The 25717-nt window shown below is 65.4% G+C and carries 26 protein-coding genes; 15 read left to right on the top strand and 11 right to left on the bottom strand.

Annotation, left to right across the window (positions count from 1 at the left end; translation table 11 throughout):
• Nucleotides 1-18: 18 nt before the first annotated feature.
• The 7 genes from NE850_RS25450 to NE850_RS25420 form a co-directional block, all read right to left on the bottom strand.
• A complete protein-coding gene (locus NE850_RS25450; RefSeq protein WP_007176876.1) occupies nt 19-810 on the bottom strand; it encodes an ABC transporter ATP-binding protein in 792 nt (263 codons plus the stop codon).
• Between the two features lie 35 nt (nt 811-845).
• Nucleotides 846-1601, bottom strand: coding sequence for an ABC transporter permease (locus NE850_RS25445; protein WP_007176875.1), 756 nt, complete (start codon nt 1599-1601; stop codon nt 846-848).
• Between the two features lie 14 nt (nt 1602-1615).
• Entirely contained in the window at nt 1616-2338 is a 723-nt protein-coding gene (locus NE850_RS25440) for an ABC transporter permease (protein ID WP_007176874.1), read from the bottom strand.
• A gap of 135 nt (nt 2339-2473) precedes the next feature.
• The gene (locus tag NE850_RS25435; protein ID WP_007176873.1) at nt 2474-3334 is read right to left on the bottom strand and encodes a transporter substrate-binding domain-containing protein; all 861 of its coding nucleotides are present in this window, start codon (nt 3332-3334) and stop codon (nt 2474-2476) included.
• Between the two features lie 293 nt (nt 3335-3627).
• A complete protein-coding gene (locus tag NE850_RS25430; RefSeq protein WP_007176872.1) occupies nt 3628-4308 on the bottom strand; it encodes an isoprenylcysteine carboxylmethyltransferase family protein in 681 nt (226 codons plus the stop codon).
• A gap of 12 nt (nt 4309-4320) precedes the next feature.
• A complete protein-coding gene (locus NE850_RS25425) occupies nt 4321-5157 on the bottom strand; it encodes an arylamine N-acetyltransferase (RefSeq protein ID WP_007176871.1) in 837 nt (278 codons plus the stop codon).
• A 180-nt stretch (nt 5158-5337) separates the two neighbouring features.
• Entirely contained in the window at nt 5338-6021 is a 684-nt protein-coding gene (locus tag NE850_RS25420; protein WP_165188155.1) for a hypothetical protein, read from the bottom strand.
• A 337-nt stretch (nt 6022-6358) separates the two neighbouring features.
• Here NE850_RS25420 and NE850_RS25415 point away from each other — a divergent pair, with 337 nt between their 5' ends.
• The 6 genes from NE850_RS25415 (at nt 6359) to NE850_RS25390 (ending at nt 14273) form a co-directional block, all read left to right on the top strand.
• Entirely contained in the window at nt 6359-7891 is a 1533-nt protein-coding gene (locus NE850_RS25415; protein WP_310699560.1) for a carbohydrate porin, read from the top strand.
• A gap of 101 nt (nt 7892-7992) precedes the next feature.
• Nucleotides 7993-9144, top strand: coding sequence for a hypothetical protein (locus NE850_RS25410; protein WP_035517134.1), 1152 nt, complete (start codon nt 7993-7995; stop codon nt 9142-9144).
• A gap of 37 nt (nt 9145-9181) precedes the next feature.
• Nucleotides 9182-10489: an iron uptake transporter deferrochelatase/peroxidase subunit gene (gene efeB / locus NE850_RS25405; RefSeq protein ID WP_007176867.1), complete on the top strand. Its 1308-nt coding sequence runs from the start codon at nt 9182-9184 to the stop codon at nt 10487-10489.
• Between the two features lie 60 nt (nt 10490-10549).
• Entirely contained in the window at nt 10550-11581 is a 1032-nt protein-coding gene (locus NE850_RS25400; RefSeq protein WP_007176866.1) for an iron ABC transporter substrate-binding protein, read from the top strand.
• Nucleotides 11582-13186: an iron ABC transporter permease gene (locus tag NE850_RS25395; protein WP_007176865.1), complete on the top strand. Its 1605-nt coding sequence runs from the start codon at nt 11582-11584 to the stop codon at nt 13184-13186. It abuts the gene before it with no gap.
• A gap of 28 nt (nt 13187-13214) precedes the next feature.
• The gene (locus tag NE850_RS25390) at nt 13215-14273 is read left to right on the top strand and encodes an ABC transporter ATP-binding protein (RefSeq protein WP_007176864.1); all 1059 of its coding nucleotides are present in this window, start codon (nt 13215-13217) and stop codon (nt 14271-14273) included.
• Here the strand turns inward: NE850_RS25390 and NE850_RS25385 are convergent.
• Nucleotides 14258-15130: a LysR family transcriptional regulator gene (locus tag NE850_RS25385; RefSeq protein WP_007176863.1), complete on the bottom strand. Its 873-nt coding sequence runs from the start codon at nt 15128-15130 to the stop codon at nt 14258-14260. The two genes, NE850_RS25390 and NE850_RS25385, sit on opposite strands and share 16 nt — an antisense overlap.
• A 102-nt stretch (nt 15131-15232) precedes the next feature.
• Between NE850_RS25385 and NE850_RS25380 the strand changes: the two genes are divergently transcribed.
• A complete protein-coding gene (locus tag NE850_RS25380; RefSeq protein ID WP_007176862.1) occupies nt 15233-16153 on the top strand; it encodes a DMT family transporter in 921 nt (306 codons plus the stop codon).
• A gap of 66 nt (nt 16154-16219) precedes the next feature.
• Here NE850_RS25380 and NE850_RS25375 read toward each other — a convergent pair whose 3' ends face one another.
• The 3 genes from NE850_RS25375 to NE850_RS25365 all read right to left on the bottom strand — a co-directional run bounded on the left by NE850_RS25375 (nt 16220) and on the right by NE850_RS25365 (nt 18338).
• Nucleotides 16220-16471, bottom strand: coding sequence for a Txe/YoeB family addiction module toxin (locus NE850_RS25375; protein WP_007176861.1), 252 nt, complete (start codon nt 16469-16471; stop codon nt 16220-16222).
• A gap of 10 nt (nt 16472-16481) precedes the next feature.
• Entirely contained in the window at nt 16482-16775 is a 294-nt protein-coding gene (locus NE850_RS25370) for a type II toxin-antitoxin system Phd/YefM family antitoxin (RefSeq protein WP_007176860.1), read from the bottom strand.
• 264 nt (nt 16776-17039) lie between these two features.
• Nucleotides 17040-18338 (bottom strand): MFS transporter, encoded by a 1299-nt coding sequence (locus tag NE850_RS25365; protein ID WP_007176859.1) that lies wholly within the window; start codon nt 18336-18338, stop codon nt 17040-17042.
• Nucleotides 18339-18519: 181 nt separating this feature from the next.
• Between NE850_RS25365 and NE850_RS25360 the strand changes: the two genes are divergently transcribed.
• Genes NE850_RS25360 through mdcH form a run of 8 tightly spaced genes read left to right on the top strand, consistent with a single transcriptional unit; the run spans nt 18520 to nt 25677 of the window.
• On the top strand, nt 18520-19293 hold the full coding sequence (locus NE850_RS25360) for a GntR family transcriptional regulator (RefSeq protein ID WP_007176858.1): 774 nt from the start codon (nt 18520-18522) through the stop codon (nt 19291-19293).
• Between the two features lie 9 nt (nt 19294-19302).
• Nucleotides 19303-20964: a malonate decarboxylase subunit alpha gene (gene mdcA, locus NE850_RS25355; protein ID WP_007176857.1), complete on the top strand. Its 1662-nt coding sequence runs from the start codon at nt 19303-19305 to the stop codon at nt 20962-20964.
• A gap of 2 nt (nt 20965-20966) precedes the next feature.
• On the top strand, nt 20967-22037 hold the full coding sequence (locus NE850_RS25350; protein ID WP_007176856.1) for a triphosphoribosyl-dephospho-CoA synthase: 1071 nt from the start codon (nt 20967-20969) through the stop codon (nt 22035-22037).
• On the top strand, nt 22025-22339 hold the full coding sequence (locus tag NE850_RS25345) for a malonate decarboxylase subunit delta (RefSeq protein WP_165188151.1): 315 nt from the start codon (nt 22025-22027) through the stop codon (nt 22337-22339). Before NE850_RS25350 ends, NE850_RS25345 begins: the two co-directional genes overlap by 13 nt.
• The gene (locus tag NE850_RS25340; RefSeq protein WP_310699558.1) at nt 22336-23229 is read left to right on the top strand and encodes a biotin-independent malonate decarboxylase subunit beta; all 894 of its coding nucleotides are present in this window, start codon (nt 22336-22338) and stop codon (nt 23227-23229) included. The genes NE850_RS25345 and NE850_RS25340 overlap by 4 nt, the downstream gene beginning before the upstream one ends.
• Entirely contained in the window at nt 23226-24044 is an 819-nt protein-coding gene (mdcE, locus tag NE850_RS25335; RefSeq protein ID WP_007176853.1) for a biotin-independent malonate decarboxylase subunit gamma, read from the top strand. The genes NE850_RS25340 and mdcE overlap by 4 nt, the downstream gene beginning before the upstream one ends.
• Nucleotides 24044-24745 (top strand): malonate decarboxylase holo-ACP synthase, encoded by a 702-nt coding sequence (locus NE850_RS25330; protein WP_007176852.1) that lies wholly within the window; start codon nt 24044-24046, stop codon nt 24743-24745. Before mdcE ends, NE850_RS25330 begins: the two co-directional genes overlap by 1 nt.
• Nucleotides 24745-25677: a malonate decarboxylase subunit epsilon gene (gene mdcH, locus NE850_RS25325; protein WP_310699556.1), complete on the top strand. Its 933-nt coding sequence runs from the start codon at nt 24745-24747 to the stop codon at nt 25675-25677. The genes NE850_RS25330 and mdcH overlap by 1 nt, the downstream gene beginning before the upstream one ends.
• Nucleotides 25678-25717 lie beyond the last annotated feature (40 nt).

Raw genomic sequence — 25717 nt, 5'->3', positions numbered from 1 at the left:
ATTACCTGGTGATGCTGATCAGTTGGTGGTGCGGTCCTGATGGCTCGATACGAACTGGCGGAAGCGATCCGACTTGCATTCGACGAATACTTCGTCCGGCGTGCCGTCGGCCTCCACTTGCCCCTGATGCAGGAACATCACGCGATTGGACACGTGGCGCGCGAAACCCATCTCATGCGTGACAACCAGCATGGTGCGGCCCTCTTCGGCCAGCGAGCGCATCACGCGCAGCACTTCGCCCACCAGTTCGGGGTCGAGCGCGGAAGTCGGCTCGTCGAACAGCATGACTTTCGGATGCATTGCCAACGCGCGTGCAATCGCCACGCGTTGCTGCTGGCCGCCCGACAGATGCGCGGGATAGTGGCCGCGCTTTTCCGCGAGGCCGACTTTCGCGAGCAGCGCCTCGGCCTCTTCCACCGACTCGGCGCGGCTGCGTTTTTGCACGCGCATCGGCCCTTCGATCAGATTTTCCAGCACCGTCATATGCGACCAGAGGTTGAAGTTCTGGAACACCATGCCGAGTTGCGAGCGCACCCGGTCCACCTGGCGGCGGTCGCTCGGTTGCAACCTGCCGTCGCCGCGGCGCTTCATTTTCAACTCTTCGCCGGCCAGCGCGACCGAGCCGTCGTCGGGCGTTTCGAGCAGATTCAGACAGCGCAGGAAGGTGCTCTTGCCGGAGCCGCTCGCGCCGAGAATCGAGATCACGTCGCCCTGGTGGGCGTCGAGCGAAATGCCTTTGAGCACGTGATGATCGCCGAACGATTTGTGAATGTTCTTGACCGACAGTGCAACGGGTGCCGTAGCGTTCATGGGATTCTCCAGATTCATCCAGGATGGGCGGCCGTTCAGGGCGCGGCGCGGCGTGCTTCGGTGGAGGTGGAAACCGGGCGGCTCGCCGCGGCCTGCGGGCGTGCCGCGCGCAGGTGGCGCGACAGACGCGTTTCGAGCAGGCCCAGCAGGCGCACGATCACGAAATTCAGGAACAGATAGATCAGCGCGGCGCAGATGAAGACTTCCGTCGTGCGATAGGTTTGCTGGATGATCTGCTGCGCGACGCCGGTCACTTCCCACACGGTGACGAGACTCGCAAGCGCGGTGGATTTGACGAGCAGCACGGCTTCGGTCGAATACGCGGGTAAGCACTGGCGCAACGCGATCGGACCGATCACGCGGCGCAGCAGCGCGAAGCCCGACAGGCCGATCGAATAACCGGCCTCGATCTGGCCGACCGGCACCGTCATCAAGCCGCCGCGAATGATTTCGGCGGTATAGCCGGCCGTGCATAGCGCGAGCGACAACACCGCGCACATATAAGGCTCGCGCAGCACAGGCCACAGAAAGCTCTCGCGGATCACGCCGAACTGGCCCATGCCGTAGTACACGAGGAACATCTGGATCAGCAGCGGCGAGCCGCGAAACACGAGGATATAAGCGCGCGCGAAGCGGTTCGGCAGCCAGTGCGGCGACACGCGCATCGTGACGATCACGAGCGAGAGCAGGCCGCCGAGAATCAGCGAACAGAAGAACAGGCCCAGCGTGGTCGGCACGGCCGCGAGCAGTTGCTTGAGCGTGTCGAACAGGAAGTCGAAGTCGAAATGCATGGTGGCCGCCCTCGTCAGTTACGCGCGAAGTTGCGCTTGAAGGACCGGCCCACGCGCGCTTCGGCGCGATTGAAGACGCGGTTCGAGATGCTGGTCATGAGCAGATAAAGCGCGCCGCCCACCACGAAGAACGTGAAGTATTGATGCGTGGACCCCGCCGCCACCTGGCTCGTGCGCAGCAATTCGGCGAGCCCCGTCACGGAGATCAGCGCCGAGTCCTTCAGGCTCAGTTGCCAGACATTGCCGATGCCGGGCAACGCGAACCGCAGCACTTGCGGAATCAGGATGCGGCGCGCCATCGTCAGCGTCGGCATGCCGATCGCGCGCGCGGCTTCAAGTTCGCCGCGCGACACCGCCAGCACCGCAGAGCGGTACACCTCGGCCTGATAGGCGCCCGAAATCATGCCCACGGCCAGCGCGCCGATCACGAACGGCGGCACGCCGACGAAACCTTCCGCGCCGAACCACTGGCCGACTGTCGTGACGAGCGTCGAGCCGCCGAAATAGAACAGATAGATGACGAGCAGTTCAGGCACGCCACGAAACACCGTGGTGTAGATATCGCCGATCACGCGCAACGTACGCAAACGCGACAGCTTGGCCGCGGCCACCAGCGCGCCGAACACGGCGCCGACCGCGAGCGCCGCGAGCGTGAGCGCGACCGTCATCAACGCCGCGAGCAGCAATACGCCGCCCCAGCCTTCCGGCCCGAAGCCGAGCATCTGTATCAGAGCCATTTTCTACCTCTCATCCATGACGGCGGATCGAACCGGCCGGCGCGCGCCGCATCGTCTGAACGCGCTCAGGAAAACGCCGGGCTGCCCGCAGGTTGTGCCGCGCGCGAAGCGAGCGGCCCGCGGGCGCCCGCTAAATCAAGGCGTGACGTCGGTCTTGAACCACTTGTTGGAGAGCTTCTTGACGGTGCCGTCGGCAAGCGCGGCGCTGATCGCGGTGTCGAACTTCGCTTTCAGATCGGCGTCCTGCTTGCGGAATGCCAGACCTTCGCCCGGCCCCCAGATCGGGCCGCCGATCTTCGGGCCGGCCATCACGATCGACGCGGTTTCTTTCTTGTCGATGTTGGCCGCGTAGTACGTCACGTCGTCGAACGAAGCGTCGATGCGGCCGTTGGCCAGATCCAGATCGCGCTCGGGCGAGGTCTTGTAGACTCGAATCGTGGCGATGTCCTTGAAGCCGTCATTGATAAATTTGGTGTAGACCGTGCCCGACTGGATGCCGATGGTCTTGCCCTTCAGTTGCTTGCGCAAAGCGTCGACGGTCGGCTGGTCGGTCTTCGGATCGCCCGTCAGCTTGACGACGCCCGCGCCCGGCGCGGCTTTGGGCAGAATCTTCGCGTCGGCTATGGCGAACGTGGCGGGCGTGGCGGCGTATGGCTTCGAGAAGGCGATGATCTTTTCACGCTCCGGCGTGATCGAGATCGCATCCATCAGGACGTCGAATTTGCCTGCCTGCAGACCGGGAATCATGCCGTCCCAGTCTTGCGCCACGAGGTTGCATTGCAGCTTGATGCGCTCGCACAGGTTGGCGACCAGTTCAGGTTCGAAGCCGCCCAGCTTGCCGCCCGGCAAGGTCAGATTCCACGGGGCGTAGCCGCCTTCGAGCGCGATCGTCACCGTCTTCCAGTCTTTGGCCTGCACCGGTGCCGCGAAAATCGCTGCGGCGCCGATCACGGCGCCGATCAATGCTTTTGCTGCCGTCGTGCGCTTCACTTTCACGTCCAAACTCCTTTGATTGAGGAAACCGTCGAACTGAGTGTTTCACCGCTGCTTAATTTGTATAGACAAGTCTGCATGAGTCAAAAAGCCGTCGCAAGAAAATTTGTGGAAAATTGACGGGGTCATCGGGTAAGCCCCTAGGCGATGCGGTACGACGCGGGTTGACGGGGAGTTTTCAACGTGTGCAACGTGATTGGCATGCGCCGCCGCATGGGCCGGCGCAGTTTGTTTTGTCTAGACAGGTTGATGCGTGACAAGCCGACACGCGGGCGGCAACGGCGGCCCGATACGGCCTACCAGACGAACGGCACGAACCGGTAACGCACGCGCGACATGTAGTCCGCGTAACCGTCGAGTTGCGCGGCCAGCATCCGCTCTTCGCGCACCGCGCGCCAGCCGATGGCGAGCACCATGACCGGCACGAAGGCCAGACCCCACCACGATCCCAGCAACAACGGCGTGCCGACGAACATCAGCAGGGCGGCGGAATACATGGGATGACGGACATGCGCGTAAAGGCCGGTGTCGATCACCTTATGTCCGCGACTCGTCTGGATCTTGACGACCGGCGCGGCATAGCTATTGGCCTGGAACACGAAACGGCACATGAAGAGGCACAGGAACACGCAGAGCGAGCCAAGGCTGACCAGCGCGACCGGCAGTGGCGCGGTCCAATGAAAGCGCATCGCGTCGAACGCCATCAGCACCAGCCAGCCGCACCACGTCACCGAAACGCCCACCATGAAAATGCGGTCCCAGCGGCTTTGCTGCTCCTGCACGAACGGCGACAACCGCTCGGCAAGCAAGCCGGGATCATGGCGCGCCAGCCACAAACCGATCCACAGGCTCAGCACGCCCAACTCGATCACGTACCACCACGCGGCCGGCCATGCAAAGGTGCCCGCCGCGCCGAACAGCAGCACGCCCATGCCCACCAGCCAGACCACGGTTTGGAAAATGAGGCGTGCGATCATGGCCGTTCGTTGCTATGCGGTTGCGACCGGCGTGCGCACGCGCTCGAATATCTCTGCGATGTCGAACTCGCCGGTGTTCAAGCCGAACAGATCGCGCAGACACGCGGCAAGTTCACCCGCGCTCCTGAGTTGCCGCTCGCTGATGAGCCGGCCGTCCGCGGCGCGCTCGCTCAGTTGATCGTTGAGCAATGCGAGCCGCGCTTCGGGCAACACGCGGCACACGATCAGGGTGCTCGCAAAAATCGCTTCCGGCGAGGTCGACGTGTACCAGTTCGAGGTTTCGTAATCGATCCACTCCACCGGATGCAGATCGAAGCGGTACACCCTCGCCCAGCTTTCGTCACGCGCCTGCACTTCCAGATAGAGCGCCTCGCGCGATGCATCGGCAAGACGGAACGTGCCGAGTTCGGTGGGCTGCGCGAGGCCCGCGGTCAGCCGCAGCGGCGCGGTCAGCGTCACGCTGCCGAAGCCGACGTCGGCGATCCAGGCTTCGTCGTTCAGGTCGATGCGCAAAACCATATGCGTGCGCGGCGGAACGTCGTCCGATTCGCGGCCCCAGAGCACACGACCGAGCAATGGCGTGACCGTGAAGCCCAACTGAAGCAGCACGTCGGCGAACAGCGCGTTCTGTTCGAAGCAGTAGCCGCCGCGATGCCCGGTGACGAGTTTGCGCTCCACCGCCTCGAGATCCAGTTTCACAGGACGCCGCGTGAACGGGTTCAGGTTCTCGAACGGGATCGCGCGCGGGTGCAAGCGGTGAAGCGTGTGAAGCACTTCCAGCGTTGCCGCGCGCGGACCGTCGTAGCCTATGCGGGCGAAGTAGTTTTCCAGATTCACTGTGTGAGACATCGGCAGGCTTCCGGTATGGTTTTGGGCGCCGGACGCTGATCCGTTCTGGGCGACCGTGCGGTTTCGGGAATCGATCATAGCCGCTTTTGTGGCCGGCTCGCTGCCGCGGTCCTTCGCTGTTTTCGTAGCACCGGCCGGCGCCGCCCGTGCGAGGGCGGCGCTTATCTCCGAAGCCGCGTGTTACTGTCCGCCCTTTAACGCCGAGGTCGCAATGGACGGCACGCTGATGCCGTGGCTCGACGCGAACTGCACGGCCGAGCTCAGCGTCGACATCAACGATTGCAACTGGCCCGGCGCCGATTGTGCGATGTACGAGGCGCTCTGCGCCGTCTGCGGATTCATGCCCGCCTGCAGCAGCGACGACGGACTCATCTGGCCGATGCTGCCGAGCCCCGACTGCAGGCTGGAGTACTGGCTCACGCCCTTACCGAGCGAAGACAAACCGTCAGTAAAGGCCTCCTTGTTGATCGGCGTAGCCGACGCCGTGCCGCCTGCCCGGCTCGCGAAGGCCTGGGTCAGCGTTTGCGAGAGCGACTGCTGCGTGCTGCCGACCTGGGTCAACTGACTCACCGAAGGCGTGCCGCCGCTCAGCAATCCCGCCGCCTGCTGCGCCTGTCCTGCCGCACTGCTCATACCCATCGCGGAGGCAAGACTCGACTGCCCGCTGAGCACCTGCTGGTTCGCGCCCACATAGGTCTGCAACAGTTGCGACACGCCGCCCGACGACGCCGTCGCCCCAGCGCCCGCCGAACTGTCACCGCCGCCTATGCCGAACTGCTTGAGATTCAGCTGCGCATTCGACACGCCGCTCACCAGCAAACCGCCGCTCGCCAGCAACGAAATCAACACCATGCGTTTGTTCATATCTATCTCCTGAATGGGCGTTATGGGTAGGTGTGCGGATTCGACAGCACACCCCGCAACGCGTTCGATAGGACCACCACCATACGGTTTCATTACGATCACATTCACCGCGAATTACATGCAAATAGCCTTTCGTAGCAGTGCGTAAAGAGCAAAGTTATATGTCAGTAATATTGATGCGAATCGTTCTCATTTGTGTTGACGCACCTATTTCGCATGCGTACGATCTCGCCATCTGCTGCAGTTGGTGTCGCGAACCGATGCGGCAAAATCGCGGACACGCGGCGACGTGCCGCAACGGTTCAAATCAGTCGATACAACACCAATAAGGATTTCGATGAAGTTCGCCCATTTCAACGGACCCCGCGTGAAAGCGCGTCCGTTTCGCGATTCCGTGCCACGCGCCAGTGCGGCGCGCCGTTCGCGCCTCGCCTGTTTGCCCTCCATGCGGCGCGCCGCGCTTTGCACGGCGTTCGCGTGGGCTTCGCTGACAGCCGGCGCGGCCATGGCCGAAGCCAATCCCGACGCCACGCCGGAAGCGCCCGAGGCCGACCTGAAGATTCAGGCGACCCAGACGAACCAGTGGACCGGCTTCTGGAATCGACAGCAGATGCTCGGCGACATCGGCGGCCTGCGCCCCTGGCTCGGCAAATACGGCGTGACCTTCACGCTCACCGAAACCAGCGAAGTGCTCGCCAACCTGCGCGGCGGTCTCGCGCACGGCGCCGACTACGACGGCCTGACGACCGGCACCGTGCAACTGGACACGCAAAAGGCATTCGGCCTGCCGGGCGGCCTGTTCAATGTCAGCGCGTTGCAGATTCACGGCGCCAATCTCAGCGCCAACAAGCTCGGCACGCTGAACACGGCGAGCGGCATCGAAGCGGACGACGCCACTCGCCTGTGGGAATTGTGGTATCAGCAGTCGTTCCTGAACAGGCGCATCGACGTGAAGATCGGTCAGCAAAGTATCGACCAGGAATTCATCACCAGCACGTATTCGGCGCTGTTCGTCAACACGATGTTCGGCTGGCCTGCCCTGCCCTCGTATGACATGCCGTCCGGCGGCCCGGCGTATCCGCTGTCCGACCTCGGCGTGCGCGTGCGCGGCCAGATCACGCCTTCATTGACCGCGCTGGCCGGCGTATTCGACGGCGATCCGCTCGGCAACAACCCCGACAACAAGAGCGGCACCAACTTCAACCTGCACAACGGCACGCTGTTCATCGGCGAATTGCAGTATGCGATCAACCAGCCGGCCGACGGCGAAATGGTCGGCGCGGGCGGCGGCGGTTTGCCCGGCACCTACAAGCTCGGTGTCTGGTACAACAACGGCAGCTTCGCGGACCAACGCTACGACAACACCGGCCTGTCGCTCGCCAGTCCGGCCACCAGCGGCGTCGCCCAGAATCATCACGGCGACTACAGCATCTACGCGGTGGCCGACCAGATGATCTGGCGTCCGGACCCGGACGAGGCGCGCAGCATCGGCGTATTCGCGCGCGTGATGGGCGCGCCCGGCGACCGCAACCTGGTGAGCCTCGCCGCCAACCTCGGCGTGGTGATGAAAGCGCCGTTCGCCGGCCGCGACAACGACAGCGTGGGCCTCGCGCTCACCTACATCAAGGTCGGCAATCACGTGAACGACCTCGATCTGGACAGCCGCGCATTCAGCAACGGCCCTTATGGCGTGCGCACCAGTGAAACCACGCTCGAGGCGACCTACCAGTATCAGGTCAATCCGTGGTGGCAACTGCAAGCCGATGCGCAATACACCTTCAACGCCGGCGCCGGCCAGAATCCGAACGATCCGACGCAACCGCTGCGCAACACGTTCGTCATCGGCCTGCGGACCAACATCAATTTCTGATGACACCCGCGCCCAATTCACACGCTACCGACAATATCGAATCCCATGCTTTCGATCATGACCGCAACCCCCGCTTTGTGCGCAGGCACGGAGGCTCAATCGTGAACAACCCCACGCGCAAGTTTTCGCCGCGCGCCGCGCGGGCCCTGATCGCCGCCGCTGTCGGCGCAGCCGCATTCGTGAGCGCCGGCAGCGCGCACGCCGAACCGCAAGGTTTCCTCGAAACCGTCAAGCATCACACCACGCTGATCAACACCGTGCCGGGCAACGGCGACCAGAATCCGTACGCCGTGGTGGTCGCGCCGGTCACGGCCGGCACGGTCAAGCAAGGCGATGTGCTGGTCGGCAACTTCAATAACTCAACCAATCTGCAGGGCACCGGCAGCACGATCATCAACTATCACCCCGACACCAAAGAGATGACGGTGTTCGCCACGGTGCCGCGCGACCTGAAGGAATGCCCCGGCGGCATCGGCCTGTCGACCGCGATGACGATGCTGAAGTCCGGCTACGTGATCGTCGGCAGCACGCCGAGCAACGACGGCACCACCGGCACGAAGGGCGCCGGCTGCCTGATCGTGATCGATCCGCAAGGCAAGGTCGCCTCGACCATCAGCAGCCCGAACATCAACGATCCGTGGGGCAACATGGCGGTAGTCGACAACGGCACCAGCGCGACGCTGTTCGTCAGCATGGCCGGCTTCGGCGTGGGCGGCGCGGACGGCAATCCGCCGGTGTTCAAGCAGGCCACCGTGCTGCGTCTGGATCTCGACGTGCCGGCCGGCAAGCCGCCGGTCGTGAAGAAGGAAACGGTGGTGGGCAGCGGCTTCGGCGCCCAGGCGGACAAGGGCGTGTTCCTCGTCGGCCCGACCGGCCTCGCGCTCTCGGGCGATCAGAAACTGCTGTATGTCTCCGACGCGATCGGCAACCGCATCACCGAAATCGACGAACCCATGACGCGCGACACGAGCGCGGGCGTCGGCCGTCAACTGACCGCCGACGGCCTGCTGCACCGGCCGCTCGCGATGGTGACCGCGCCCAACGGCCACCTGCTCGTGACCAATGCGCTGAACGGCCAGATCGTGGAAATCGATCCGGCCAGCGGCAAGCAGATTTACGCGCGCTGGATCGACACCGACAAGGCGCAATCGCCCCCGGGCAACGGCGACCTGTTCGGCCTCGCGATGACGCCTGAAGGCGACGGTTTCTACTACGTGCAGGACGACGTGAACACGCTGGTGCTCGCGAAGTAAGTCGCGCATTCCAAAGCCAAACGAAGGTGAAGTAACCATGGCAAATGATCAACCCCCGCGGCCCTCACGGCGCGGGTTCCTCAAGGCGGGCGGCGTCGCGGTCGCGGCGGGCGCGAGCCTCGGCGCGGGCCTGGCTGCGCCGCAGAATGCGCTCGGCAAAACGCAGCCGCATGCCGCCGCCGATCCGCAGATGGCCGTCGAGCCGTTCTACGGCGCGCATCAGGGCGGCATCGTCACGCCGCAGCAAAGCCACACGTACGTCGCCGCACTCGATCTGACCACCGAGAAGCGTGACGACGTGATCGCCCTGCTGCGTGCGTGGACCGAGGCGGCCGCGCGTCTCACGCAAGGCGGCACGGCCGCGCCGCTGCCCACGGGCGATGCCGGCGACAACAAGGCCGCGCCCGATTCCGGCGACGTGCTCGGCCTCGGCCCGTGCGGGCTGACGATCACCTTCGGCTTCGGCCCCGGCCTCTTCACGCATGAAGGCAAGGATCGCTACGGCCTCGCCGCGCGCCGCCCCGCCGCGCTCGTCGATCTGCCGCGCTTTAACGGCGACCAGTTGATCAAGGAGAAAACCGGCGGCGACCTGTACATCCAGGCTTGCGCGAACGACGCGCAGGTTGCGTTTCACGCTGTGCGTCAATTGTCGCGCATGGCGTACGGCACGGCGGCGATGCGCTGGGGCCAGTCCGGCTTCCTGTCGGGTCCGCGCGGTCAGACGCCACGCAATCTGATGGGCTTCAAGGACGGCACCAACAATCCGTCCACCGCGAAGCCGCAGTTGATGAACCAGTTCGTGTGGGCCGGCGCCAGCGCCGACGCGCCGTGGATGGAAGGCGGCACCTACACCGTGGTGCGGCGCATCCGCATCACGCTGGAGCACTGGGACAACACCGAACTGGACTTCCAGGAACAGGTGTTCGGGCGCCACAAGTACAGCGGCGCGCCGATCGGCAAGAAGAACGAGTTCGACGCCGTCGACCTGAAGGAAGAGGACAAGGACGGCAATCCGGTGATTCCGGAGAACTCGCACGTGCGTCTGTCGAATCAGGCGAGCAACAACGGCGCGCAGATTCTGCGCCGTTCGTACTCGTATAACGACGGCACCAACTTCTATATCGAACGCTGGCCGCCATGGCGCCAGGAAACGGAGTACGACGCGGGCCTCATCTTCATTGCGCATCAGAGCGACCCGCGCACCGGCTTCATTCCGATCAACGACAGACTCGCGAAGTTCGACATGATGAACCAGTTCACGACGCATGTCGGCAGCGCGATTTTCGCCGTGCCGCCGGGCGCGAAGCCGGGTTCGTATATCGGCGCGGGGTTGTTCGAGACCTGAAGCACGCAGGGCAGTCAACAAAACACAAATCAACTACAACATCACAACGGACTCTGAATCATGGCTTACAACTCGTTTGGCACTCGTCTGCGTGTTCTGGGCAGCGTGGCCGCGCTCATGCTGGCCGCTTTCGCGACGATGCCCTCGGCGGCTCAGGCCGCGTCGATCACGCTGTATAACGCGCAGCACGAGCAGGTCGTCAATCTGCTTGCCAGGGACTTCGAAAAACAGTCGGGCATCTCGGTGAAGATCCGCAACGGCGAAGGCCCGGCGATGGCCGCGCAGATCGTCGCCGAAGGCGCCGCCACACCCGCCGACGTGTACTTCACGGAAAACTCGCCGGAGCTGATGCTGCTCGAAGAGAAAGGCCTGCTGAGCAAGGTGGACAGCTCGACGCTCGCCACCGTGCCGGCGCGTTTCAGCTCGCCGAGCGGCGCATGGGTCGCGGTGACCGCGCGTGAAAACGTGCTCGCCTACAACACCACCAAGGTCCAGGCAGCGCAACTGCCGCAATCGCTGTTCGATCTCGCCAGGCCGGAATGGAAAGGCAAGATCGGTATTGCCCCGAGCGACGGCGACTTTCTGCCGCTCGTCTCCGCCGTGCTCGCGCTGAAGGGCGAAGCGCAAACGGTGCAATGGCTCAAGGGCCTGAAAGCCAACGCGCAGATTTTCGACGACGACGAAGGCGTGGTCGCCGCCGTGAACCGCGGCGGTGTCGCGACCGGCCTGATCAACAACTACTACTGGGCGCGTCTGCATGCCGAACTCGGCGATAGCAAAACCCGCAGCGCGATCTATCATTTCGGCAACGGCGACGCCGGCGCGGCGGTGAACGTGTCGGGCGCCGCGGTGCTCAAGTCCGCCCACAACGCGGACGGCGCACAGAAGTTTCTCGCGTACCTGGTCAGCGACCGCGCGCAACAGTTGATGGCGAACAGCCACGTGATGTTCGAATATCCGCTGCACGCAGGCATCGCACCGGATCCGATCCTCAAGCCTTTTGCCGAACTGAGCCCGCCGCCGCTGACGATCCAGCAACTCGGCGACGACAGCCAGGCCGGCAAGCTGCTGCGTCAGGCAGGCCTGCTGTAAATGAGCGAAGCTTTGTCAGCCGGCCCACCGGCTGTCTCCCCTATCCCGGCGCGCGCCCGTTCGCGCGCGCCGCGCGGTCTGTTCGCGGCAGCGGCACTCAGCGCTTTGCTGGTGTTGCTGCCGATTGCGTTTACGTTCTGGCGCGCAGCGAGCTTCGGCGCGGCCGAGGCGGTCGATCTGGTGTTCCGCCCGCTCGTCGGCGAGTTGCTGGTCAACACGTTGATGATCACCGTCTCGACCACGCTGGTTTCCGCCGTGATCGGCACGGCCGCCGCATGGTTCGTCGAACGCACGCACTTGCCCGGACGCCGCGCGTGGGCCGTGTTGAGCGCCGCGCCGCTCGCCATGCCGGCGTTCATCTCGAGCTATGCGTGGGTGTCGCTGAGCCTGGATCTGCAGGACTTCGCGGGCGCGTTGCTGGTGCTCACCTGCGCGTATTTCCCGCTCGTCTATCTGCCGGTCGCCGCCGCCCTGCGCAGCATGGATCCCGCGCTCGAAGAAAGCGCGCGCGCACTCGGCTGCAACCGATGGACGACCTTCATTCGCGTGGTGCTGCCGCAACTACGCCCCGCGCTGCTCGGCGGCATGCTGCTGGTGGCGCTCGGCGTGCTGTCCGAATTCGGCGCGTTTACGCTGCTGCGTTTTCGCACGTTCACCACGCAGATCTACGCGGAATTCCGCACCAGTTTCGATGGCGGCGGCGCTTCGCTGCTCGCGTGCCTGCTGATCGTGATCTGCCTGATCGTGCTGGCCTTCGAGTTTCGTGTGCGCGGTGCGGCGCGTTATGAACGCGTCGACCGCGGAACACGGCGCGCGGTCCTGCGCTACGACCTCGGCGTATGGCGCTGGATCGTCGTCGCGGGCTTTGCGCTGCTGTCGGTCACGACGCTGGGCGTGCCGCTCGGCATGATCGGCTACTGGCTCACGCAACCGGGCGCGGCCGCCGTCACGCCGGCCGACGTTTCGCCCGAACTGCTGTTCAACGCCACGCTCTCGTCGCTCGGTTTCGGCCTTGCCGCCGCGTTGCTGACCACGCTGCTCGTCGTGCCGCTCGCGTTCCTGCTGGTGCGCTATCCGACCCGTTTCGCGACGCTGTTCGAACGCACGGTGTTTCTCGCGCAAGGCGTGCCGGGTCTGGTGATCGCGCTGGCGATCGTGTCGCTCGCGGTACACGTGCTGCAACCGCTCTATCAGAGCGCAACGCTGCTGGTGATCGCCTACGCGATGCTGTTCATGCCGGTGGCGCTGGTCAGTGTGCGCGCCGCCTTCATGCAGGCGCAGCCGCGCCTCGAAGAGACCGCGCGCGCACTCGGCCTGAACTGGTCGCAAACGCTGTTTCGCGTGGTGTTGCCGCTGGCGGCGCCCGGACTCGGCGCGGCCGCGGCGATGGTGTTCATCTCGGTCGTCACCGAACTGAACGCGACGCTGCTGCTCTCTCCGCTCGACACGCAAACACTCGCCACCCAGGTCTGGGCCGACACCTCGACGATGGCGTTCGCCGCGGCCGCGCCGTATGCGGCGCTACTCACCGGCATTTCGCTGTTCGCCTCGGGGCTGCTGTTCGCGCTGCTCGGCAAATCGGCGCTACTCGGCGAACGCGGCTGACGCGCCGCGCTTTTACCATCGGATTTTCATGAGCGAACTTCGTATCCGCGGGCTGCAAAAATCATTCGACGGCCTGCCGGTGCTGCACGGCATCGACCTGTCCGTCGAGCGCGGCATGCTGCTCGCGCTGCTCGGTCCGTCGGGCAGCGGCAAGACCACCCTGCTGCGCCTCTTGTGCGGTTTCGAACGCGCGGATAACGGCAGTGTCGAGATCGACGGCCGCCGCGTGGCCGGCGACGGTCTGCATGTGCCGTCGGAACAGCGCCATATCGGCTACGTGCCGCAGGAAGGCGCGCTGTTTCCACATCTGTCCGTGGCGGACAACATCGTGTTCGGCCTGCCGCGCGCGCAACGCCGCGCACGGCATCGCGTGGCCGAGTTGCTGGAGCTGGTCGGCTTGCCGGCGAACTTCGGCGAACGTGCGCCGCAACAGCTATCGGGCGGCCAGCAGCAACGCGTCGCGCTGGCGCGCGCGCTCGCGCCGTCGCCTACGCTGGTGATGCTCGACGAGCCCTTCTCGTCGCTCGACGCCGCGTTGCGGCTCGAAACCCGGCAAGCCGTGGCCAGCGCGCTGGCCGCGACCGGTGCGACAGCCGTGCTGGTGACGCACGATCAATCCGAGGCGTTGTCGCTCGGGCATGAAGTGGCGGTCCTATGGAACGGCCGGCTGATCCAGACGGCGACGCCGGAAACGCTCTATCGCCGGCCGGTGACGCGCGAGCTGGCGTCGTTCGTCGGCGAAGCGGTGTTGTTGCCGGGCGTGGTGAGGCAGGACCGCGTGAGCTGTGAACTGGGCGAGTTGCCGTTATCCGGGCCGGTCGGCCAGGGCGCGGTCGATGTGATGGTGCGGCCCGAGCAGATCCGCCTGCTGCGCGCCGAAGAAACGATGCCCGACGGCGCGGGGATTCACGACGCCGTGGTCACCGAAGTGACCTTCCAGGGGCAGGACGCGGGCGTCGCGCTGCAGTTGCGTTCCGACACGCGGACGATGGTCCGCGCGCGCGTGCCCGGTTATCTTTGTCCGCGGCCGGGCGAGCAGGTGCGGCTCGCGGTGGACGGCGAGGTGACGGCTTACGCGCGAGCCTGAGGCCGCTGCGACAGATCCTGCATCATCTGCGCGGCCAGATAATCGCAGGTCGGCCGATCCGACTTGGCGCTGCGCGCCACCACGATTTCCAGCGGCGCGATCTTCGGCAGGCCTTGCGCCTCACCGAGAATCGTTAGCCGCGGCGGCACGCTGCAACGCGTGAGCGCAATCACCGACAAACCCGCATCCACGGTTGCCACCAGTCCCATCAGGCTTGCGCTGCTGAATGCCGCGCGATAGCGGATCCGCGCGCCGTCCAGCGCGGCCAGCGTATGCTGGCGCGCCACGCAGCCCGGCTCATAGAGTCCCACCGGCAGCGGCGACGCCGCCAGCACCGGCGTGTCCAGCGACGCGCCCACCCACACCATCGGCTCGCTGCGCACGAATTCGCCGCGCAACTTGCGGTCGCGCGTGACGAAAGCGAGATCGATCTTGTTATCGGCCAGCATCGGCGCGAGCGACGTGCTCTGCGCGCAGACGATCTCGATCTCCACGTGCGGATACAGATTCGAAAAACGCCGCAACACGGGCGACAGCAGCGAGGAGACGTAATCATCCGGTGCGCCGAGCACCACGCGGCCGGTGACTTCGGGCCGCACGATCGCCGACCACGCCTCCTCATGCAACGCCAGCACGCGCCGCGCGTATTCGAGCAACGTATTGCCCGGCCGCGTGAGCGACAGATTGCGCGTGTTGCGGGCGAACAGCGTTGTGCCGAGCATGGTTTCGAGCCGCTTGATCTGCATGCTGACGGCCGCCTGCGAGCGATGCACGGTCGCCGACGCCTTCGTGAAGCTGCCCGTTTCCACTACCGCGACGAAGGTGCGCAGCAGATCGACGTCGAATTCGGGGTGCATGATTCATCAATTCCGCTTATGGAATTGCTCAATTTAATTCGTTTGTCGGAGCCGTGCAAGCCGCGCAATACTCGCGACATCAGATCAAGGAGACCACGGCGCATGTCCCTCACCGAACGTCAACAAGGCGCCATCACGCTGGCCTGCGGCGGGCTTCTGATGGGCACGCTCGGCATCTTCGTCGAGGAAGCACAGCTCGGTGCGCTAGTGCTGGTGTTCTTTCGCTGCCTGTTCGGCTTTCTCTCGCTGGCCGCGTATTGCGCGTGGAAAGGCTTCTTCACGCACGCGCATTTCACGCGACGCACCGTCACGCTGGCACTGATCACGGGCGTGCTGATGGTCACGCAGTGGGTCGGTTTCTTCGACGCGATTCATCGCACCAGCATCGCGGTCGCCACCGTGGTGTTTCATGTGCAGCCGTTCTGGGTCGTGCTGATCGGCGCTGCGTTGTTCAACGAGCGGCTCGGCATGGACCGGCTCGGCTGGATCGCGGCCGCTTTCGCGGGACTCGTACTCGCGTCGGGCGTCGCGGCCACGCAGAATTTGCAGGACCATACGAGCTATCTGATCGGCGTCGGCGAAGCGCTGGTCGGTTCGGTGCTGTACGCGAGCGTCACGTTGATCGCCAAAGGGCTCGGCGGTTTGCGCCCGCATCTGCTGACGCTCACGCAGTGCGCGGTCGGTGTCGTGTGCCTGCCGTTCATCGCGCCGCTCACCGCCGCGCATATTAGCCCGATGCAGTGGTTCTGGCTGGTCGGCATGGGCGTGCTGCACACGGGGCTGTCGTATGTGCTGATTTACGGCGCGTTGCCCAAGCTGAGCACGCCGGTCATCGCCGTATTGCTGTTCGTGTATCCGCTGACCGCGATCGTGGTCGATGCCGTTGTGTACGGACGGGCGTTGTCCATCCCGCAACTTACGGGCATGGTGTTGATCGTGGTGGCGAGTCTGGGCGTGAATCTCGGATGGCCGCTGCTTTCGATGCTGCGGCCTGGCTGGCGGGCGCGGCGGCAGGTGGATTGAGATGCCGGTGCGCCCGGCCGGGTCGAAGCGCTGCATAAAAACCCGGGTGTTTTCACCCGGTTTCGCTCAGCTGTCGTAGTGGAAGCGACAGGCGATCACGTAGATCTTTCCGTCTCGCGGCAAGTAGACAAGGCGGTCGGCCAGCGTGATACGGCGCGACCACAATCCGTTCATACTGCCCATCAACGCCTCTGGCTTCCCCGTGCCGCAATAAGGATCGCGCCTGCACTCCTCCAGCAGCGTATTGATCTTGCGCACGACCTTCCGGTCGGTCTCTTGCCAATACAGGTAATCGTCCCACGCGTCGTCGGTGAACATAAAAATGCTGTCAGCCCTTGCGGCCTCCTCGTTGCGGCTTTTGTGTCTGTTCATCGGTCAGCAGTTCGCGCGCAGTCGCACCGCCGGCGTTCAGTTGAGCGATAGATCGGGCGAGCCGCTGGGCGTTCTTCGACGAACTCAGCAGATACAGGGTCTCCTGCATCGCATTGAAATCCTCGAGCGAAACCATGACCACGTTTTCGCCCGTCTGCCTCGTGATCAGCATGGGCATGTGATCGCGGCAGACGTCGTCCATCGCCTGCTTAAAGCCGGCACGCGCCTCGCTATAAGTAAGGACGTTCATTCGTTTTCCTGACTGGGAGGTTGCCCTCCAGTCGCTCCTGTCAAAAGTTAGGGACGATTCCACTGTCGACGGATGCCCGTACGAAGCGCGACCATATGCAAAGCCGGTGGCTCGAGGCAAAAAGGCACCTCGAGCCACCGGCAATCATTGTACCGGATCCTGTACAGATTGGGCCATTCGAAACTGTAGAAAAAACTACGTCTCTAACGGATGGAAAGGATGCCCGCTTGCAGTTCTGCCCGCCACTCGGCCAAACGGCCAACTTCACTGCGGCAACACCTCGCCCTTCGTCTCCGGCGCGAACGGAATCACGAACAGGCCGACGATAAACACGAGCGCCGTCAGCGCCACCGGCACGCCGAGCGTATGCATATGCAGCACCGCCGCGCCGAGCAGAAAGTTGACGCCCGCGCCGACGAACCGCCCGAACGAGGTGCAGAACGCAAACGCCGTCGCCCGCACGCGGGTTTCGAACTGCTCCGGCAACCACAGGCTGAACAGCGCGAAATTGCCGCCGAAGAACCCCAGCACGAAGAGCCACGCGATGAACGGCGCGAGTCCATTGGGCAAGTAGAACGCCCAGCCGAAACTGCCGACGATGGCTATCGCCATACCCAGAAAGTAAATCGCCAGCGTCTTCTTGCGGCCGATGCGCTCGGCGAGCGGCGGCAACGCAAGACAGCCGAGAATCGTCGCGATGGACAGGAGCCCCGTGGCCAGCGACGCCGTTCTGATCGCGTCGTTTTTGGCCATGCCGGCCTTGGTCGCCAGTTGGATCACGGCGGACGGTTCGTACACCGCGCCGGCCCACAGCCCGATGATGGCGATCGTTAGCAGGATGCATGCGACCCAGGTGCGGCGTCGATACACCGGCCCCATGATTTCGCGCAGCGGCTTGGTGCGTACGGGGCGCGCCTCGGCCTTCTGCCACTTCTCCGACTCCTTCACGCGCAGCAGGATCAGAATCGCGACCACCACCGGCACCGCGCCGGTCAGGAACATCGCGCGCCAGCCGTAATGCACGCCGACCGTGTAGTTCAGCGCCGCGGCGAGGAAGAAGCCGGCGTAGTAGCCCGTTTGCAGATAACCGGCACCCATCTTGCGGCGATCTTCCGGCCACGCTTCCGCTACATACGTGCCGGCCAGCGCCCACTCGCCGCCGATGCCGACACCCGCAATGAAGCGATAGATGCCGAGCTCCCATACGTTGTGCGAGGTCGCCGCGAGCCCCGTGAAAATCGCGAACGTGAAGATGGTGCCGGCCAGCACCTTGGTGCGGCCGAAGCGATCGGCGAGCGGCCCCCAGATGAACGACAGCCCCCACCCGACCAGAAACAGTGCGAACAGGATCGAGCCGGCGAGACCGACATTCGCCGGCGTGGCCGCATAACCCGAGCGCGGCAGCAGCTCGGTCAAAGCCGGCGTCAACACCAGCGCGTAGATGAACGAGTCCATCCCGTCGAGCGTCCAGCCTGCCCACGCGCCCCAGAAACCTGCGATCTGCGAACGATTCAGCGGCGTGCGGCGCCGCGTGACCGACGTGCGGTCGGTTAGTGAATTCATCATGCTCCTCCGGTCCAATGGTTGGCGTACGTAACGAAAAACAACGGATTAGCGCGTTTGTCGATGAACCGGGCGTCCTCGCAAGACCGTCGGTCAGAGGACGTCGCGGACAGAGCGGCGAAAAAAATTTCGGGTTTGCCCGCCTGTAAATCGCGTCTTTTCATATATAATATTTGATATCATGAACGATGTAATAGATGGTTTTCCCCTGGACGCCCCGGCGCGCAGCCCGCTCTTACCCGCGGCGCCGCCGCGTGAGAGCGCGTCCCGCGTCATCGCGGAGGCGCTGCGTGAGGCGATTGTCAACGGCACGCTGGCGCCTGGCGCGCCGCTGCGGCAGGACGCGATCGCGCGGCACTTTTCTGTCAGCGCAATTCCCGTGCGCGAGGCCTTGCGTCAGCTGGAGAGCGAGGGTTGGGCCAAAGCCGCGGTTCATAAGGGCGCCACGGTCGCGCCTTTGTCAGCGGAAGAAGCGCGCGAAATCTACGAGATCCGCTCGGCGCTGGAGAGCCTCGCCATCGGGCTCGCCATTCCCCGTCACACCGCCGCCACGCTGCGCGAAAGTGCCAGGCTGTGCCGAGCCGCCGAACGCGAGGCCGACCCATCGCTCTACGTCGAGCGCAATGTCGCGTTTCACATGAGCCTGTATGGGCCCGCCGCCCGTCCGCAACTCGAGGACATGATCGGCACGCTGCACCGGCGCGGTGAAAGATATCTGCGCCTGAAGTTCGGCTTGCCGTCCTACAAGGGCGAGTCCGACAATGAACATGCCGCCCTGCTCGATGCCGTGCAGCGCCGCGACATTCCCGCCGCGCAGCAGTTGGTCGTTGCGCATCTGCTGGGCACGGGCGACCTGCTTTACCGTTTCCTGACCGAGCGCGCACAGGCCGAAGCCGCGCACGCGAATCAACCCAGGCCGCGCGGCAGACCCCCGCGCGCCATCACCGGGAACTGAGAGAAGCCGATGAACCGACCCGCTGAAACCGCCCCCCCCGCGCGTTCGTGGACCACGCGCCGCGACGAAAAGAACCGTCGCCTCGCGGCCATCGCCCCCTGGCTCGAAGACGGCGTGCTGCCGCCGGGCCGCATCGTCGATGCGCTCGAAACGCTGATTCGACCGGGCGATCGCGTCGCGCTCGAAGGCGACAACCAGAAGCAGGCCGACTTCCTGTCCCGCTCGTTCGCCAGGGTCGATCCGCAAAAGATTCACGACGTGCATCTGCTGATTTCGAGCATTGGCCGTCCCGAGCACCTGACGCTATTCGAGCGCGGCATCGCGCACAAGGTCGATTTCTCGTTTGCCGGCCCGCAGAGTCTGCGGGTCGCGCAACTGCTCGAAGACGGCCAGCTGGAAATCGGCGCGATCTATACCTACGTCGAGTTGTACGCGCGCATGTTCGTGGATCTCACGCCGCACGTCGCGCTGCTGTGCGCGGAAAAGGCCGACCGTCACGGCAATCTGTACACCGGCGCGAATACCGAAGACACGCCCACCATCGCCGAGGCTGCCGCGTTCCGTCATGGCATCGTGATCGTGCAGGTCAACGAGATCGTCGACGAACTGCCGCGCGTCGACATTCCGGGTTCATGGGTCGACGTGGTCGTGCAGGCGGACCGGCCGTTCGCCGTCGAGCCGCTGTTCACGCGCGATCCGCGCCATATCGGCGACCTGCAGGTGCTCACGGCGATGATGGTGATTCGCGGCATCTACGAACCGTACGGCGTAACGTCGCTGAATCACGGCATCGGTTTCGATACGGCCGCGATCGAACTGCTGCTGCCCACCTACGGCGAATCGCTCGGCCTGAAGGGCAAGATCTGCCGCAACTGGACGCTCAATCCGCACCCCACCATGATTCCCGCGATCGAATCGGGCTGGGTCGACAGCATTCATTGCTTCGGCAGCGAGGTCGGCATGGAGGCGTATATCGAGGCGCGTCCCGACGTGTTCTTCACCGGCAACGACGGCAGCCTGCGCTCGAACCGCGTGCTGTGCCAGCTGGCCGGGCAATACGGCGTCGATCTGTTCATCGGCTCTACCCTGCAGATCGATGCGGACGCGAATTCGTCGACCGTCACGCGCGGGCGTCTGGCCGGGTTCGGCGGCGCGCCGAACATGGGCCACGATCCGCGCGGCCGGCGTCATTCGAGCGAAGCGTGGCTCAAGCTGCTGCGCGACGAGGGCCCGGTGTCGCGCGGCCACAAACTCGTCGTGCAGATGGCCGAGACCTACAAGAAAGGCGGCGAGCCGACCTTTGTCGATGAACTCGACGCCGTCGCGGTCGGCGCGAAAAGCGGCATGCCGATCGCACCCGTGATGATCTATGGCGACGACGTCAGCCACGTCGTCACCGAGGAAGGCATCGCGCATCTGCACAAGGCCGAAGGCATCGACGAGCGGCGCGCGGCGATCGCCGCCGTGGCCGGCGTAACGCCGATCGGACTGCGCGCCAAACCGGAGAAGACCTCGGAGTTGCGCCGGCGCGGCATCGTCGCGTATCCGGAGGATCTGGGCATTCGTCGCGGCGAGGCCAAGCGCTCGCTGCTGGCGGCGCGCAGCATCGACGATCTGGTGACGTGGTCGGGTGGCCTGTATGAGCCGCCGGCGCGCTTCAGGAGCTGGTGAGCATGGCGCCCGCTGTTTTGAGTGCGCGAGACGAAGCGCCGGCGCCGCGCGCTAACGCTGCACGCGCGCCGGCAGTTGATTCGCCCTTCGAGTTTGGCGGAACCGTCGGGCTGGCCGGCGTCGCCGAGGTTGGCGAAGCTGCCGGGGTCGCGGAATGCGCCAATGGCGCCGACATTTCGCACGAGGCCGCTCGCGCCGCCCGCCTCGCGCCCACCCTTTCCGACACACAGTTGGCCCGCTACGCCATCACCGCGCTGATCGACGAGGCCCAACTGACCCCCAAACCTGCGCTGGTCGACCGGCGCGGCAGCGGCGCCCATCGCGACCTCGATCTCGACACCATGCTGCGCTCCGCGCACGCGCTCGAACCGACCTTCGCGACACTCGCGCGCGCGGCGCGCCGCCGCGGCGAACCGTCCGCGTTGTTGCGCACCGAGCTCGCACAGATCGGCCGCGCGGGGGAACTCGACATGCTGCATGCCACGGGTGGCACCAACGCGCATCGCGGCGCGATCTGGATCGTCGGGCTGCTGGTCGCGGGCGCGTCGTTGCCCGCCGGGGCCGTGCGTCCGAATGCGTCGCGGATCTGCACGGGTGCCGCGCAGATCGCCTGCTTTCCGGACCGCTTCGCCGCGCCCGCCGACAGTCACGGCGAACGCGCGCGTCAGCGCTATCACGTCGGCGGCGCGCGCCGCGAAGCGCAAGACGGCTTCCCGCACGTCATCGAGGTCGGCCTGCCCGCGTTGCTCGCGGCGCGCGAGCGAGGCATCGACGAAAACGCCGCGCGCGTCGACACGCTGCTCTCGATCATGGCAAAGCTGGACGACACCTGCCTGCTGCATCGCGCGGGGTTGCCCGGTTTGCATGCCGGACAACACGGCGCGCAACGCGTGCTGGACGCGGGCGGCAGTTCGACGCCGGCGGGCCTCGAAGCGCTCGCCGCACTTGAACACAACCTGCTGACGCTCAACGCATCGCCCGGCGGCGCAGCCGATCTGCTCGCCGCCACCCTCTTTCTCGACATGCTGGCCCATCACGACGCCAACGGGAGCCCGGACACATGGAACATCTGACCTTCGACTATCCGGCGCAACGCGCCGTCACGACCCGCGCGCATGTCGGCGTGGTGGGCTCGGGCGATCTGGAAGTGCTGCTCTCGCCCGCCGGCCAGGCTGGCGCGCTGGCGGCGCATGTGGTCGTACGCACCAGCGTCGACGGCTACAGCCACATCTGGAAAAGCGTGCTCGACCGCTTTTTCACCCGCTACGACGGCGCCGCGCAAATCGAAATCAACGACTTCGGCGCAACGCCCGGTGTGGTCGCGTTGCGGCTCGCGGAAGCCGTCGAAGCCGCCGAACAGGGAGACGACGCATGAATACGGTTGCGAGCACCCATCCCGCGCCGCTGCTGCGCGAAAGTTTCATCGAACTGCCGGCGCGCGAACGCGCCCGCTCGCTGCTGGATGCGGGCACCTTCCGCGAACTGCTCGGCCCGTTCGACCGGATCGAATCGCCGTGGCTGCCGTTGCAAGGCGTCGTCTGCCAGGCGGATGACGGCTGCGTGATCGCGCGCGGCACCATCGGCGGCGAGCCCGCCGTGGTCGCCGCGATCGAATCCGCGTTCCAGGGCGGCAGCATCGGCGAAGTGTCGGGCAGCAAGATCGCCGCCGCGCTCGAACTGGCGTTGCGCGACTGCGAACGCGGCAAGATCGTGCGGCCGGTCGTGCTGTTCGAAACGGGCGGCGTGCGGTTGCAGGAAGCCAACCTCGGCCTCGCGGTGATCGCGGAGATTCAGGCGGCCATCGTCGCGTTGCGCCGGCATGTGCCGGTGGTCGGCGTGATCGCGGGCATGGTCGGGTGCTTCGGCGGCATGTCGCTGGCCGCGGCGTTGTGCTCGTACCTGGTCGTCACGAAGCAGGGGCGGCTCGGCATGAACGGCCCCGAGGTGATCGAACAGGAGGCCGGCATCGAGGAACTCGACGCCAGCGATCGCCGCCGCGTGTGGCAACTGATCGGCGGCGAACAGCGCACGGCGACCGCGCTCGCCGATCAACTGGTCGACGACGACGCCGACGCGGTGCGCGCCGCCGTGCATGCCGCGTTCGCGCAGGGTGTGCCGGCCGCGCATCGCAGCGAACAGGTCGACATTTTCCTGAACCGGCTCGCGCAGATCGATCCCGCCACCGTCACGCCGGAAACCATGCGTGACGTATTCAACCGTCACGTGCAGAACGCGCGGAACACATTGCGCAAGGAGCAGGTATGAGCGACGTACAACCCAGCCGCGGTGCGCGCTGGTTCCGGGCGCTTGCCGGCGAATCGGTCAGCCACGCTCCCGTGTGGAGCGCCGACGCGCCACTCGGCGGCGAAACGGCCCACTTCTTCGCGGTCGTGCCCGATCCTTCCAACCGCTTTCCGCGCGCGACCGATAACGTCGTCGGCCTCGAACAGGGTTGGCGGCTCGCGCGCGCCGTGCGCGACGCGATGGCACGAGACGAAGCGAGTGGCACGCGCCGCCCGATCGTGGCGATCGTCGATGTGAAAAGCCAGGCGTACGGCTATCGCGAGGAGATGCTCGGCATTCACCTCGCGTGCGCGGCCGCCGTCGACGCCTACGCGAGCGCGCGCGACGCGGGTCATCCGGTGATCGCGCTGATCGTCGGGCCGGCGATGTCGGGCGCTTTCCTCGCGCACGGCTATCAGGCCAACCGCATCGTCGCGCTCGACGCGCCCGGTACGATGGTTCACGCGATGGGCAAGGAAGCCGCCGCGCGCGTCACGCGCCGCACGGTCGAAGCACTCGACGCGCTCGGCGAAACCATCGTGCCGATGTCGTACTCAATGGCGTCGTTCGCCAGGCTTGGACTGCTCGACCAGTTGATCGACGGCGTCGATGCCGACGCGCCGGACGCCGCGCAGATCGAGCGCGTGCGCCAGGTGTTGACCGCACAGATTCGCAGCGTGCGCGACGACGGCCGCCGCAACCTCGCGCATCGGCTGGAATCGGCTGAGGCGCAGAAGAATCGCGCGGCGTCGATCGAAGTGCACCGGCGTCTCGCCGAACAATGGGATGCCGTGTAATGCAGGCGTGCGCCGCGCCGCCGTTTGCCATCGACCACGCGTTGTCGTGCGACGCGCGATGGCGGCCGCACGACTTGCTGCGCCTGCAACGTCTGCAGCCATTCGATGCTGAACCGGCATGGGTGCGCGACGCTTTCGGGCGCGCACCGTATGCGGTGGTCAGACGCGCGCTGGCGGCAGACGGGTTCGTTGCGATCGGTGTGCGCGGTGCCGGGCGGTCGCAACGCTACGCTACGTGGGCGTTGTCGGCGGATGTGGTGACTGCGGTGTCGCCGGAAACGCTCGCGTCACGCGCTCCACTCGCCGCGCGCACCGCATTGCCCGCTTTCGCCGCACTCGCCGCGTTGCAGGACGATGTGGCCGGCCCGTTGGGCGCATTCGTCTGGGGACCGACCGGCAGCGCCGGTTTTGAACTGGCGACACAGACACCGACGGTGACGGCATCGAGCGATCTCGACCTGCTCATTCGAGCCTATGAAAAACCGCTCGCGCGAAACCTCGCGATTCAATTGCAGGACTATCTGCAAGCGCTGGCGCAACGCGCCGGCGTTCGCGTGGACGCGCAACTCGACACACCCGCGGGCGGCGTGGCCCTGGCCGAATGGGCAGCGGGCAAACCACGCGTGATGGCGCGCCACGCAAGCGGTCCGTGCCTGATTCCCGATCCGTGGGCTACCGCGGCGCACGGCGACAACGCCTGATGCTCGCCCTGCTTTTCCCCGGACAAGGCGCGCAGACCGATGGGTTCCTGCATCGTCTGCCGCAGCACGATGCAGTGCGCGACACGCTCGAGGAAGCTTCGCAGGTACTCGGCGTCGATGTGCGCACGCTGGACACGCCGGACGCTTTGCGCTCGACCGTCTCCGTGCAGATCGGCCTGACGGTCGCGGGCGTGGCGATCACGCGCGCACTGGCTGGCGAACAGCTCGTGCAGCAGATCAGCGCGGGTTTATCGGTCGGCGCATACGCGGCGGCAGTCAGTTGCGGCGCGATTCATTTCGCAGACGCGTTGAAGATGGTTCGCCGCCGCGCCGAACTGATGGAGACCGCGTACCCATCCGGCTACGGTCTCGCGGCAATCTCGGGATTGACCGAGTATCAGGTGGAAACGCTCGCCGCGCGGCATGCGGATGAAGACCGGCAGCAAGTCTATATCGGCAACGTGAACGCACCGCGCCAGATTGTCGTGGCGGGCGCAAACGACGCGCTCGACGCCTTCATCGCACGCGCGCTGGCCGCAGGCGCACGCAAGGCCACGCGCCTCGCGGTGAGCGTACCGTCGCATTGCGAATTGCTCGCGCAGGCCGCGGACGGCTTGCTGGCCTACGCACAGGAAATACCGTTTCACGCGCCGCACAGCACGTATGTCGGCAACCGCGGCGGCCGCCCTTTGTACACGGCGGACGCGATCCGCGACGATCTCGCAACCAATATGCGCTACACCGTGCGCTGGTTCGACGCGCTCACGGTCATGCAGGAAATGGGCGCGCGCGTGCTGATCGAAGCGCCGCCGGGCCAGATCTTGACCGACATTGCGCGCGAATATTTTCCGAATACCACGGCGCTCGCCGCCAGCACCTTCCCGTTCGATCGACTCGCCGCCACTGCAAGACGACGTCTGGACGCCGACTAAGCGAAGCTGCCCGATTCAAGGCCAGGACAACACGGGCAAG

It is taken from the genome of Paraburkholderia sp. USG1, assembly GCF_031570135.1.
Classification (GTDB): domain Bacteria; phylum Pseudomonadota; class Gammaproteobacteria; order Burkholderiales; family Burkholderiaceae; genus Paraburkholderia; species Paraburkholderia dioscoreae.
Note: the sequence above shows the minus strand (reverse complement) of the source record. Positions and strands in the feature narration are given on the sequence as shown.